The 12,508-nt window shown below is 71.5% G+C and carries 9 protein-coding genes; 1 reads left to right on the top strand and 8 read right to left on the bottom strand.

Annotated features, from left to right (window positions below; all coding sequences use genetic code 11):
* Positions 1 to 427: 427 nt before the first annotated feature.
* The 7 genes from ACIRR8_RS02435 to ACIRR8_RS02405 all read right to left on the bottom strand — a co-directional run bounded on the left by ACIRR8_RS02435 (position 428) and on the right by ACIRR8_RS02405 (position 8,394).
* The gene (locus ACIRR8_RS02435) at positions 428 to 1,426 is read right to left on the bottom strand and encodes an N-acetylglucosamine kinase (protein ID WP_404058062.1); all 999 of its coding nucleotides are present in this window, start codon (positions 1,424 to 1,426) and stop codon (positions 428 to 430) included.
* A complete protein-coding gene (locus ACIRR8_RS02430) occupies positions 1,417 to 2,682 on the bottom strand; it encodes a 6-phospho-beta-glucosidase (RefSeq protein ID WP_404058060.1) in 1,266 nt (421 codons plus the stop codon). The genes ACIRR8_RS02435 and ACIRR8_RS02430 overlap by 10 nt, the downstream gene beginning before the upstream one ends.
* A gap of 2 nt (positions 2,683 to 2,684) precedes the next feature.
* Positions 2,685 to 3,584, bottom strand: coding sequence for a carbohydrate ABC transporter permease (locus tag ACIRR8_RS02425; protein WP_404058058.1), 900 nt, complete (start codon positions 3,582 to 3,584; stop codon positions 2,685 to 2,687).
* Between the two features lie 3 nt (positions 3,585 to 3,587).
* Positions 3,588 to 4,529: a carbohydrate ABC transporter permease gene (locus tag ACIRR8_RS02420; RefSeq protein WP_404058056.1), complete on the bottom strand. Its 942-nt coding sequence runs from the start codon at positions 4,527 to 4,529 to the stop codon at positions 3,588 to 3,590.
* Between the two features lie 8 nt (positions 4,530 to 4,537).
* Positions 4,538 to 5,869, bottom strand: coding sequence for an ABC transporter substrate-binding protein (locus tag ACIRR8_RS02415; protein ID WP_404058054.1), 1,332 nt, complete (start codon positions 5,867 to 5,869; stop codon positions 4,538 to 4,540).
* 70 nt (positions 5,870 to 5,939) lie between these two features.
* Positions 5,940 to 7,145, bottom strand: a complete 1,206-nt coding sequence (locus ACIRR8_RS02410) for an ROK family protein (RefSeq protein ID WP_404058052.1) — start codon at positions 7,143 to 7,145, stop codon at positions 5,940 to 5,942.
* Between the two features lie 178 nt (positions 7,146 to 7,323).
* Positions 7,324 to 8,394 (bottom strand): mechanosensitive ion channel family protein, encoded by a 1,071-nt coding sequence (locus tag ACIRR8_RS02405; protein WP_404058050.1) that lies wholly within the window; start codon positions 8,392 to 8,394, stop codon positions 7,324 to 7,326.
* A gap of 315 nt (positions 8,395 to 8,709) precedes the next feature.
* On the opposite strand from ACIRR8_RS02405, the gene ACIRR8_RS02400 reads away from it, so the two are divergent.
* Positions 8,710 to 9,246 carry an HNH endonuclease gene (locus ACIRR8_RS02400; protein WP_031122726.1) on the top strand — a complete coding sequence of 179 codons (537 nt, stop codon included), beginning with the start codon at positions 8,710 to 8,712 and terminating at the stop codon, positions 9,244 to 9,246.
* A 44-nt stretch (positions 9,247 to 9,290) separates the two neighbouring features.
* On the opposite strand, the gene ACIRR8_RS02395 is transcribed toward ACIRR8_RS02400, so the two are convergent.
* Positions 9,291 to 12,284, bottom strand: coding sequence for a beta-N-acetylglucosaminidase domain-containing protein (locus tag ACIRR8_RS02395; RefSeq protein ID WP_404058048.1), 2,994 nt, complete (start codon positions 12,282 to 12,284; stop codon positions 9,291 to 9,293).
* Positions 12,285 to 12,508: the final 224 nt, after the last annotated feature.

The raw sequence follows: 12,508 nt of genomic DNA, 5'->3' as shown, positions 1-12,508 counted from the left end.
CCGACGGTGCTCCGGACCCCGGCCGATCGCGGTCCGGTGCCCGGCCAGAAGTATGGCCGCGGTGACGGACCGGCACATCGAGAACGCCTGGATCCCGCACCGGACAACGCATTCGATCAGGGCGGACGCGGTGGATCAAGGCGATCGGCGCAACGTGCCCCGAAACATCCCCATAAGCGAACCGGCATCGTCGCCGGCCTTTTCGCACCGCTCCGGTTCCGCCCCGAGCCTCCCCGACCGTCCAGCCATCCCCATGCGTTGCGGACTCCCCATCAGGTACACGTGCGAGACGCCCGATCGGTTCCCCGGGCACCCCCACGTTCCCCCGAACGAGGGGCGCCCCGCCGCACGAACGCGACGGGACGCCCCTCCTGTCCGCCCTGGCGAGCGATCAGGCTTCCGGGTGATCAGGCCTCCGGGGTCGGGATCAGGCGTACTGCTCCCGCAGCCGCCGGTGGACCTCCGGCGCCGCCCCCGTCACGTCCAGGCCCAGCAGCGCCGCCCCCAGCACCGGCGGCTCTGACACCACCCGCGCCACCGCCTTCGGGGCGCGTACCGCCAGCAGTTCGGCGACCCGGTCGTTCAGCTGCGGATGGCGCGCGGCCAGCACGCTGCCGCCCAGCAGCACCGGAGCCTCCTCCTCCAGCAGCCCGAGCCGGCTGAGCGCCACCGACGCCATCGCCACCACCTCCTCCGCCAGCCGCTCCACCAGCGCGGCCGCCACCGGATCCCCGGCTCCACCCGTGGCGAAGAGCACCGGCGTCAGCTCATGGCGCCGGGTCAGCGGGATCGCGCCCCGGTGCAGCGCCTCGATCAGCGCGTACATCGAGTCGAGCCCGAAGTGGCCCGGCAGCGTACGGGCCAGTTCGGTCGGCTCACCGCGCCCGTCCTCGGCGCGCGCGGCGAACCACAGCGCCTCCTCCGCCAGCCCCGCACCGCCGCCCCAGTCACCGGATATCCGCCCGATCGCCGGGAACCGGGCCGTCCGCCCGTCCGGCACCATGCCCACGCAGTTGATCCCGGCCCCGCAGACCACCGCGACGCCCCGCGGCTCGTCCACCCCGGCGCGCAGGATCGCGAAGGTGTCGTTGCGCACCTGCACCGACGTCCCCCAGCCACGGGCCTCCAGCGCCCGGGCCAGCTCGGCCTCCTCGACCGGCAGGTCGGCGTTGGCGAGACAGGCCGAGATGTGCCCGAACGAGCCGGGAACGGAGGCCAGTTCTGCGGCGGCCTCATCCGGGAGCCCGGCCACCGCCCGGTCCAGGACCGAGCCCAGGACGTCGATCGCGGAGTCCACGCCCACCAGCGGCGGCTGGAACCCGCCGCCCCGGGCCGTGGCGAGGACCGTGCCGTCGTCACCGATCAGCGCCACATCGGTCTTGCTGTTGCCCGCGTCGACGGCGACGACCGAGACGTTCACGCCCACGGGAGGTGCTCCCGGTTGTGCGCGATCAGCCGGTCGGTGAGCTGCTCGGCGTACTCGTACTGGCCGATCAGCGGGTGCGAGAGCAGCGCCTTGAAGACCCGGTCCCGGCCCCCGCGCAGCGCGGCTTCCAGGGCGAGGTCCTCGTACGCCGTCACGTTGGCGATGAGACCGGCGTACAGCGGGTCCAGGGCCGGCACGGCCAGCGGCGTCGCGCCGTCGTGGCCGACCCGGGCCTGCACCTCGATCACCGCGTCGTCCGGGAGGAACGGCAGGGTCCCGTTGTTGTACGTGTTCACCACCTGGACCGGCGAACCGCCGCCGCCCAGCAGCGAGGCCGCGAGGTCCACCGCCGCCTCCGAGTAGAAGGCGCCGCCGCGCTTGGCGAGCAGCTCGGGCTTCTCATCCAGCGCCGGGTCGCCGTACATCGCCAGCAGCTCCTTCTCCATCGCCGCGACCTCGGCAGCGCGGGAGGGCTTGGTCCCCAGCTCCCGTACGACCTCGTCGTGGGCGTAGAAGTACCGCAGGTAGTACGAGGGGACGACGCCGAGCCGGTCCACCAGCTTCCGTGACATGTGGAGGTCGTCGGCGATCGCGTCACCGTGTTCGGCCAGCAGCCTCGGCAGCACGTTCTCGCCGTCCGGGCCGCCCAGGCGCACGCCCAGCTCCCAGGTGAGGTGGTTGAGCCCGACGTGGTCCAGGTGGACCTCGGAAGGGTTCACCTCCAGCAGCCGGGCGAACTTGCGCTGGAAGCCGATCGCCACGTTGCACAGGCCGACCGCCTTGTGCCCGGCCTGGAGCAGGGCGCGGGTGACGATGCCGACCGGGTTGGTGAAGTCGATGATCCAGGCGTCCGGGTTGGTGCGGCGCACCCGCTCGGCGATGTCCAGGACGACCGGCACGGTCCGCAGCGCCTTGGCGAGGCCGCCGGCGCCGGTGGTCTCCTGGCCGACGCAGCCGCACTCCAGCGGCCAGGTCTCGTCCTGGTTGCGCGCGGCCTGTCCGCCGACGCGCAGCTGGAGGAGGACCGCGTCGGCGCCGGCCACGCCCGCGTCCAGGTCGGTGGTCGTGGTGATCTTCCCGGCGTGGTCCTGCTTGGCGAAGATCCGCCGCGCCAGGCCGCCGACCAGCTCCAGCCGGTCGGCCGCCGGGTCGACGAGCACCAGCTCCTCGACCGGCAGCGTGTCCCGCAACCGGGCGAATCCGTCGATCAGTTCAGGTGTGTAGGTGGACCCGCCACCCACTACTGCGAGCTTCATTGTCAGCCCTTTACTCCGGTCAGCGTGACGCCCTCGACGAATGCCTTCTGAGCGAAGAAGAAGACGGCGATCACGGGGGCCATGACCAGAACGGTCGCGGCCATGGTCAGGTTCCAGTCGGTGTGGTGCGCGCCTTTGAAGGATTCCAGGCCGTAACTGAGCGTCCAGGCGGCCGGGTTCTCGGAGGCGTAGATCTGTGGTCCGAAGTAGTCGTTCCAGGCGGCGAAGAACTGGAAGAGCGCGATGGCCGCGACGCCGGGCTTGGCCATCGGCAGGACGACCTTCATCAGCGTGCGGAACTCACCGCACCCGTCCACCTTGGCGGCGTCCAGGTACTCGTTCGGGATGGTCAGAAGAAACTGCCGCAGCAGGAAGATGGAGAAAGCGTCGCCGAAGGCCATCGGGATGATCAGCGGCCACAGCGTGCCGGAGAGGTCCATCTGCTTCGCCCAGAACAGGTACATGGGGATGATGACGACCTGCGGCGGCAGCATCATCATGGAGATGACGAGCATCAGGGACAGCTTGCGGCCCCGGAAGCGGAACTTCGCCAGCGCGTATGCCACGGGGATCGACGACACGACGGTCAGTACGGTGCCGAGTCCCGCGTACAGGAGGGTGTTGCGCCACCAGACGAGGAAGCCCGGGGTGTTGAAGACCCTCTCGTAGTTGCCCCACTCCCAGGTGTTGGGGGTGAGGTCACGCGTCAGCGCCTGTTGGTCGCTCATCAGCGAGGTGAGCACCACGAAGACGAACGGCAGCACGAAGAAGAGCGCGGCGGCGATGCCGAGCGAGTGGACGGCGATCCAGTGCAGCAGCGCCTTACGGCGTGCGGTGCGCGCGGCGGGCGTGGGCGCGTCACCGGTAGGGAGTGCGCGGGGTTTGTCGAGGAGTTGGGTCATGGCTCAGTCACCGGCCTGGATCAGGTTGTTGCGGCCCCGCATGAGCAGCGCGGTGAACGCCATGGCCAGGGCGAACAGCACGAGGGCGACGACACAGGCGGCGCCGTAGTCGAAGCGCTGGAAGCCGAGGTTGTAGACGAGCTGGGGGAGCGTGAGAGTCGACTTGTCGGGATAACCGGGTTCGAAGGACTGTCCTGAGCCGCCGATGACCCCGGAGGCGACCTTTCCGGCCACCAGCGGCTGCGTGTAGTACTGCATGGCCTGGATGACGCCCGTCACCACGGCGAACAGCACGATCGGCGAGATGTTCGGCAGGGTCACGAAGCGGAACTTCTGCCAGGCGGAGGCGCCGTCCAGCTCGGCCGCCTCGTACTGCTCGGTCGGCACGTCCAGCAGCGAGGCCATGAAGATGACCATCAGGTCCCCGATGCCCCAGACCGCGAGCATGGTGAGCGCCGGCTTGGACCAGGAGGCGTCGTTGAACCAGCCGGGCGTCGGCAGCCCCAGGTCGCCCAGGATCGCGTTGACCGGCCCGGTGCCGGGGTTGAGGAGGAAGACGAAGGCGAGCGTCGCGGCGACCGGCGGGGCCAGATACGGCAGGTAGAAGAGCGTCCGGAAGACGCCCGTCCCCGTCTTGATCTTGGTGATCAGCAGCCCGATCCCGAGGCCGAACACGACCCGGCAGGTGACCACGACGAGCACCAGCCAGAGCGTGTTCCACAGCGACGGCCAGAACATCGGATAGTCCTGGAAGACGTACGTCCAGTTCGTCAGCCCGTTGAAGACCGGCGCGCCGAACCCGTCGTACGACGTGAAGGAGAAGTAGACCGTCGAGACCATCGGGTAGGCGAAGAAGACCGAGAACCCGATCAGCCACGGCGACATGAAGGCCGCGTTCCGCAGCGCCGACCGGCGGCGCTTGGAGCGGAGTGTGTGCGTCGTCATCGTGAGGGCTACTTGGCCTTGGCGATGTCGGTGTCGATCTGCTTCGCGGTCTTCTCCAGACCGGCCTGGAGGTCCTTCACCGCGCCCTTCTCGTACTGGTAGCCGAAGTCCTGGAGGGTCAGCTGGTACGTGGCCCCGTTGACGGCCCCGTCGGAGGTGCTGGACGCCGGGTGCTGGGCGATGTCCAGGAAGGTCTTGAAGCGCGGGTCGAACTTCAGGCCGGGCGACTTCAGCGCCTCCAGGGTGGACGGCACGTTCCGGATGCCGTTGGAGAAGTTGACGACCGCCTCGGTGTCGCTGGTCATGAACTTGACCAGCTCCCAGGCGGCGTTCTGCTTCTTGCTGGCCGGGGCGATGCCCACGATGGTGCCGGAGAGGTAGCCCTTGCCGTAGCTGTCCGCCTCGTCGTCCGCGACGGGCATCGGCGCGACCCCGATCTCGAAGTCCACCCCGGCGTCCTCGGCCATCCCGAGCCGCCACTCGCCGTCCAGCTGCATGGCCACCTGGCCGGTGTGGAACGGGTGCTTGGCGCCCCACTCGTCACCGAACGTGCCCCGGTACTTCTCCAGCTTGGTGTAGCCGCCGAGGCTGTCCACCAGCTTCTTCTGATACGTGAACATCTTGGCGAACGCGGGGTCCTTGGCGATGTTGGACTTGCCGTTCTCGTCGAAGTAGGTGTGGTCCCACGAGGGCATGTAGTGGCTGACGACGGTCTCGTAGCCGTGGAAGTTCGGCATGAAGCCGAGCTGCTGGTAGGTGTCGCCCTTCTCGACCGTCAGCTTCTTCGCCACGCTCGCCAGTTCGGACATCGTCTTCGGCGGCGCGGTGATCCCGGCCTTCTTGAACGCGTCCTTGTTGTAGTAGAGGCCGTAGGCGTCGGTGAGCAGCGGCAGGGCGCAGCGCTTGCCCTCGAACTGGGTGTAGTCCAGGAGGACCTTCGGGAACGTCTTCTCCAGGTCCAGCTTCGACTTCTCGATGAACGGCTTCAGATCGGTGAAGGCGCCGGAGGCGCAGAACTTGCCGACGTTGGCCGTGGTGAAGGACGAGACCACGTCCGGCCCGTCCGAACCGCCCGCCCGCAGAGCCTGGTTGAGCTTGTCGTCGTTGATGTTGCCGGAGACCTTCACCGTGATGTTCGGGTGGGCCTTCTCGAACCGGTCGATGTTGTCCTGGACCGCCTTGACCTCGGCGGGCGCGCTCCAGCCGTGCCAGAAGTTGATGGTGGTCTTCGCGTCCGGGTCGTCGGAGGCGCCGGCCTCGGACTGGCCGGTACACGCGGTGGCGAGCACCGATATCGCGGCGACGGCGACGGCGATGCTGGTGAGACGGCTTGTGCGCATGACAAAACTCCCAGGGACCAGGAACGGGGGAAGAGAGAGGCGGACGGCAGGGGCGGTTACGGGGGTCGGTTCAGCGCGAGGTGTCGAACACTTCGTCGCGGGTGTCGGCGAGCGCCCTCTCCAGGGCGCCGCGCAGTACGGGGGTGCGGTCGATCTCGCCGACGACCAGCCGGGGCCGGGAGGCGGCGAGTTCGGCCAGCTCGGACTGGATCAGGGAGCGCAGGACCTCGCCGCCTGCCGCGACCGCACCGCCGGAGAGCACGATGAGCCCGGGGTCCAGGACGGCGGTGACGGAGGCGAGGCCGGTGGCGAGCCGGTGGGCGTACTGGCGCAGCAGCTCGGTGAGCGCGTCGTCCCGCTCGTACGCGGCGGCCGCCCGCTCCAGCAGGGTGGCGGCGGCCTCGGCGTGCGGCTGCTGCGGTGTGTCGATGCCGAGCGCCTTCGCGAGCCGGGGCACCGCCTGGGCGCCCGCGAGCTCCTGGAAGCCGCCGCTGTTGGCCTTGACGACCTGGCGTACGAGAGGGGTCCCGGGCACCGGCAGGAAGCCGACCTCGCCCGCGCCGCCGGTGAAGCCGCGGTGCAGGCGCCCGTTGATGACAAGGGCGGCGCCGAGGCCCTCCTCGTTCCAGAGCAGCACGAAGTCCTCGTGGCCGCGGGCCGCACCGAGGCGCTGCTCGGCCACGGCGACCAGGTTGACGTCGTTCTCGTACTCCACCGGCATCGGCAGCGACGCGGCCAGCTCCTCCAGGAGGGTGGGGGAGTGCCAGCCGGGCAGGTGCGAGGCGTACCGCAGCCGCCCGGTGCCCGGGTCGAAGGCGCCCGGGGTGCCGATGACGACCCGGTGGAGGTCGGCGCGGGTCAGCCCGGCCTCCTTCGCCGCCCCGTCCAGCGCGTCCGCCACCTGGCGCACCACGCTGTCGGCGCGCCGGCCGGGCGTCGCCAGCTCGAACTGCCCGACCTCCGCCCCGGTCACGTCCGCCACGGCGGCGACGATGCGCCGCTCGTTCACATCGAGCCCGGCGACATGGGCGGCGCGCGCGTTGACGGTGTAGAGCTGCGCGTTGGGCCCGGGCCGCCCCTCACTGGTCCCGGTGGCGACGACCAGACCGGCCGCCTCCAGCCGGGCCAGGAGCTGGGACGCGGTGGGCTTGGAGAGGCCGGTCAGCTTCCCGATCCGGGTGCGTGAGAGGGGCCCGTGCTCCAGCAGCAGATCGAGGGCGGCGCGGTCGTTCATGGCCCGCAGCACCCGGGGGGTGCCCGGTGTGGTTCCCGTCATCGTGGATGCCCCACCCTCGTCGACTCTGTTAGGAAACTTTCCTATTCAGGGAGGACGGTAGGACGCGCGCCACCGGGGCGTCAATGGGGAGCGCCCGTCCGGCAACGAAAGCGTTACCGCGCACGTAAAAGCCCCCGGCCGCCTTCCTGGGGCTGCCGGGGGCTTGGGTGGGTGGGAGCTACTTGTTCAGGTTCGTCGCCGGCGGCGGTATCGGCGTCGCGGCCAGCGACTGCGGCGAGGTGGCCGACGCGTACGCCGACGGGGCCGCCATCGCCGCCGTCGGGTCCGCCGTGGACTCGCCGTCCGTCTGGAGCGGCACCGCGCCGATCATGCGGATGCCCGCGTCGTCCAGCGCCTGCTTGATGCGCCAGCGCAGCTCGCGCTCGACGCCCACCGACTTGCCCGGCATCGTCTTCGCGGTGACCCGGACCGTCATGGAGTCCAGCAGGACCGCGTCCAGGCCGAGCACCTCCACCGGGCCCCAGAGCCGCTCCGACCAGGGCTCTTCCTTGGCCATGGTCTCGGCGGCGGTGGTGATCCCCTCGCGGACGTGCTCCAGGTTCTCCGTCGGGTGCACGGTGACGTCGACGCCGGCGGTGGACCAGCCCTGGCTGAGGTTGCCGATCCGCTTGACCTCGCCGTTGCGGACGTACCAGATCTCGCCGTTGTCGCCGCGCAGCTTGGTGACCCGCAGGCCGACCTCGATGACCTCACCGGAGGCCACGCCCGCGTCGATCGTGTCGCCGACCCCGTACTGGTCCTCCAGGATCATGAAGACGCCGGAGAGGAAATCCGTGACCAGGTTGCGGGCGCCGAAACCGAGCGCCACACCGGCGACACCGGCGGAGGCGAGCAGGGGCGCGAGGTTGATCTTGAAGGCGCCCAGCACCATCAGCGCGGCCGTTCCCATGATCACGAAGGAGGCCACCGACCGCAGGACCGAGCCGATCGCCTCCGAGCGCTGGCGTCTGCGCTCCGCGTTCACCAGCAGACCGCCGAGCGCGGTGCCCTCCACCGCCTGGGCGCTGCGGTTCATCCGGTCGATCAGGTTGGTCAGGGCGCGCCGGATCAGATAGCGCAGCGTGATCGCCACGGCCACGATCAGCAGGATCCGCAGACCGGTGCTCAGCCAGGTGGACCAGTTCTCCTCGACCCATCCCGCGGCGTTCCCGGCCTGCTCGGCGGCTTCCTCAAGCGAGCCGCCCGGCTCGGGTGACGGGGCTGCGGCCAACAGGGCGGACAGGTGCACGGCGGGGACCTCCAGGGGGACGACGGCTGACCGATAACACTAACGAAGCCGGGGGAGTGGATCGTTGCCGTCCCCGGAGGAGAGACAGGTCTCACCGGGAACAGGTGTGCTGTGGCCGATCGCACAGCGCGGGACGCCGCCCTGGTGAGACACCTCCGACGAGCACCTCGGGCGCCCGTCGCGCCGGAGGGTGAGAAAAATCCTCTCGGCCCGTTACCCGTACGTGGTGGCGCTTTGACCAGGCATGAGGAGAGACTGAGATCGGATCGTCCCGGCGCGAGCCACGCGCCGCCGGCGTACAAGGAGGCATCCACCGTGCCGCACGTCCTGGTTCTCAACGCGTCGTACGAGCCGCTCGGCGTCGTACCGCTCCGCCGCGCGCTCGTCCTCGTCCTCGAAAACAAGGCCATCTGCCTGGAGGAGACCGGCGCCTTCCTGCACAGCGCCACCCGTGCCGTGCCCGCTCCCAGCGTGGTCCGGCTCAAGCGTTTCGTCCGGGTCCCCTACCGGGGGCCCGTTCCTCTGACGCGCCGGGCGCTGTTCGCCCGGGACGGAGGGCGCTGCATGTACTGCGGGGCCGCCGCGACCAGCGTCGACCACGTCATTCCGCGCAGCCGCGGTGGACAGCACGCCTGGGACAACGTGGTGGCCGCCTGCCGCCGCTGCAACCACGTCAAGGCCGACCGCCACCTCCCCGAGCTCGGCTGGAGACTGCGCCACCAGCCGGCCCCGCCGACCGGCCTGGCCTGGCGGATCATCGGGACCGGACACCGCGACCCGCGCTGGCTGCCGTATTTGCAACCGTTCGGCGCGGACGACGTGATGGCCCGGATCGACGGCGTCTCCGCCTGAGACCGGGCCTTCGTCGTCCCTGCCCCGCCTTCGTCGTCCCTACCTCAGGGAGCCTGTTCCGCCACCGCGTACGCCTCCACCGACCAGAGCGAGTAGCCGTACTGCGTGGCCCGCGCCTCGCCCTGCACCCGGATGAACCGGGTGTCCTTCGCGTCCATCCGCACCGACTCGCGCCCGCCCCGGCCCTCCCGGACGGTCGCGGCGGTGCGCCAGGTGCGGCCGTCGGCGGAGGTCTGTATGCGGTAGGCGGAGGCGTACGCGTCCTGCCACGACAGCACCACCTGTCCCAGCCGCACCGGCTGCGGGAGTTCTGCCTGCCACCACGCCCCGTCCTCCGCCGGCGAGGACCACCGGGTCTCCGGATCGCCGTCCGAGGCGGCGGAGGCCGGGAAGTCAGGCGTCTCGTCGGCGGAGGAGGAGGCCGTGGCCGTACGCACCAGATCCGGGCCGCCGGTCCGCGGGAAGGCCCGCACGGTCAGCGTGGACTCCTGGCCGCCGAAGGTCAGCGGAACCTCGTACTCACCCGCCGGGGTGTCCGCCGGAACGGTGATGTCCACCGGCACTTCGGTACGGGACCCGCGCGGCACGGTCGTCTGCTTCGGGACCCGCACCTCGATGCCCTTGGGCGCCTTCGCGGTCAGCTTGCCCTTCACCTCGGCCGGACGCCGCCCGGCCAGCCGCGCCGCCACCCGCTGCGGCTCACCGCCGATCTCCGCGTCCGTCTCGCCGTGCGCCAGGTCGAGCACCGCCTCCGGCTCGTCCCCGAACCACGGCACCAGCGCGCGCAGCCGTGGAGCGCCCGCCGGGACCGCGGGCGACGGCGGCAGGCTGGGACTCAGGTACGACGGAGGCGTGGTCCGGGCGGACTCGGGCACGGCGACCCTTACGGCATCGGCGCGCAGCCCCTTCGCGGCGGTCTGGGTCCAGCCGCTCGGCGACAGCCGGCCCAGCGCCCGCCAGCCCTCGCCCGGAACGTGGGCCTCCACCACCGCGCCGGCCAGATCCGGTCCCGGCTCGGCGAGCGCCGTCACGGCCTCCACCGGACGGGCCCGCTCCAGGCGGACCGTGTAGCCGTGCGCGTCCTTGGTGACCCGCCCGGCGGGCCGGTCGACGCCGTTCCAGCCGTCGGCGGTCTTCTCGGCCCGGTCCAGGAACGGGTCGAGCACGCCCTTGCCGACGGTCGCCTTCTGCGCTGCGATCTCCTCGCGCAGCGGCTCCAGTGCCAGCCGGCCCCGCCAGGCGCCCGCCCCGTCACCGGCCGCCTGGGCCTGGAGCAGGTCGACGGCCAGCTCTCCGGCGTGGCCGTAGCGGGCCAGCTGCTCGGTCCACGGGCGCACCTCGTCGGCCAGGCGGCCGTCGGCGGGCGTGGCGAGCCGGTCCGGGGTCCGGCGCATCACGGTGAAGGCCGCCCGCAGCTCGCGCGCCGCCCGGTCGCGTACCGGCGCCGCGGCCGCCCGGGACTGCCAGAACGCGGCGAACAGCGGCTGGAGGTACGCCGACTCCGCCGAGCCGAGCACCGAGTCCGCGCTGTTGCCCGCCAGTGCCGACAGCGCCTCCCGCGCGCCCGCGTCGCCGCCCGCCAGATCGTCGATCGCCGCCCGCCAGGACTCGTCCGCGCGGTACCCCTTCGGGTTCCAGGCGAAGTCGGCGGCGGTGAAGAGCGGGATACGGGAGGCGGACGCCTGCTCCATCGCGTTGGCCAGCAGCGCCGCGGAACCGCTCGCCACCGCCGGGTCCCGGCCGGTGTACGGCCCGAGGAAGATCCGGTCCTGGGCGTAGTCGTTGACCGGGTAGTTGTCCATCGTCACCAGCGGGTGGCGGAACGCGGCGCGCGCCCCGGCCAGCTCACGCCCGGTGATCTTCTTCGGTACGACCCCGACGCCCGTCCAGGCCACCTGCACCCGGTCGTCCAGCTCGGCGGCGAGCGCCGTGCGGTAGTCGGTCGCGCCGTCCTGGTAGAACTCCGTCGGCAGCACCGAGAGCGGTGCCGCGTCCGGATGGCGTTCCTGGAGATGGCGCGCCACCGCCCCGGCCACCTTCGCCTGCGCGCGGGCCGCCGCCTCGGGCCCGTTGCCGAACGTCTCCGCGTCCAGGTCGCAGTGCCACTCGCTGTAGCTGACGTCCTGGAACTGGAGCTGGAAGACCCGCACGCCCAGCGCCCACATCGCGTCGATCTTCTTCGTCAGCGCCCGCACGTCCTGGTCGGAGGCCATGCACATCGCCTGGCCCGGCGAGAGGGCCCAGCCGAGCGTGACGTGCTCGGCCTCCGCCTTCCGCGCCAGCTCCCGGAAGTCGGCCCGGCGCTCGGCCGGGTACGGCTCGCGCCACCGGGCCAGCCGGTAGGGGTCGTCGCCCGCCGCGTAGAGGTACCGGTTCTGCTTGGTGCGGCCCATGAAGGCGAGCTGCGCGAGCCGCTCCTCCTGGGTCCAGGGCTGTCCGTAGAACCCTTCCGCCATGCCGCGTACGGCCGTGCCCGGCCAGTCCCGCACCACGACCCCGGCCACCGCACCACCGCTCACCAGCTGCCGCAGGGTCTGGACCGCATGGAACAGGCCGTCCTCGCCGAGCCCGTCCAGCGCCACGGTGGCGCGCCCGGCGACCTTGCCGGACGCGATCCGGTAGCCGCCGGCGGGCAGGTCGGCGCGGTCGGGAGCGCGCAGCGCCCGCAGTGCCTCGCCTGCACCCGGGCCGCCGGCCCGGATCAGCGTTCCGCGGCCCGGCAGGCTCTCGTGGACGGTCGTGACCCCGGCCGCGCGCAGCAGCGAGCGGAGCTCCGCCACGGCGTACGGATCGGCGTCCGGCGCGGCGACGACGGTGGCCTCGGTGGAGAGCGGCAGGGCCGGACCGGTGGCCCGGATGCTCTGCGGCCGGGGCCAGACGGCGGGCGGCTGCGCGGTGTCGGCGCGGTCGGGCGAGGTGGCGGGCGGTTTGCCGGGGTCGGCGGGGGCGGCTGTGGCGGCCGGTGCGAAAGGGCTCAGCAGCCCACCGATCACGGCGACGGCCACGGCCGTGGCCTGCTTTCTGCGCCCGAACCGCACGTCGCGCTCCCTCTGAAGGCCTGAGTGAGGTCCGAGCCCACCACCCGGGCGCGAGGGTGTCAATGCACATGGCTGTTCTGTCGGATTTGCCGGGAATAGTGACGCCTTCGCGCCCGGGGGACAGGTGTGGCCCGTGAGAATGGCTGAAAACGGCTCATACCTGCCGTACGAGGGAACGGAAGGTGACCAGGGGCACGTTGGGCTCGTTGTCCGAAGGTGTACGC

Source organism: Streptomyces sp. NPDC101178 (assembly GCF_044767965.1).
In the GTDB taxonomy this organism is placed as follows: Bacteria; Actinomycetota; Actinomycetes; order Streptomycetales; family Streptomycetaceae; genus Streptomyces.
The sequence above is the reverse complement of the archived record's forward strand: the minus strand, read 5'-3'. Positions and strand labels throughout refer to the sequence as shown.

What these genes read in the sequence shown, in the direction of transcription:
- ACIRR8_RS02430 (WP_404058060.1), bottom strand. Translation starts at nt 2,682, where the DNA reads ATGAAGCTCGCAGTAGTGGGTGGCGGGTCCACCTACACACCTGAACTG.
- ACIRR8_RS02425 (WP_404058058.1), bottom strand. Translation starts at nt 3,584, where the DNA reads ATGACCCAACTCCTCGACAAACCCCGCGCACTCCCTACCGGTGACGCG.
- ACIRR8_RS02420 (WP_404058056.1), bottom strand. Translation starts at nt 4,529, where the DNA reads ATGACGACGCACACACTCCGCTCCAAGCGCCGCCGGTCGGCGCTGCGG.
- ACIRR8_RS02415 (WP_404058054.1), bottom strand. Translation starts at nt 5,869, where the DNA reads ATGCGCACAAGCCGTCTCACCAGCATCGCCGTCGCCGTCGCCGCGATA.
- ACIRR8_RS02410 (WP_404058052.1), bottom strand. Translation starts at nt 7,145, where the DNA reads ATGACGGGAACCACACCGGGCACCCCCCGGGTGCTGCGGGCCATGAAC.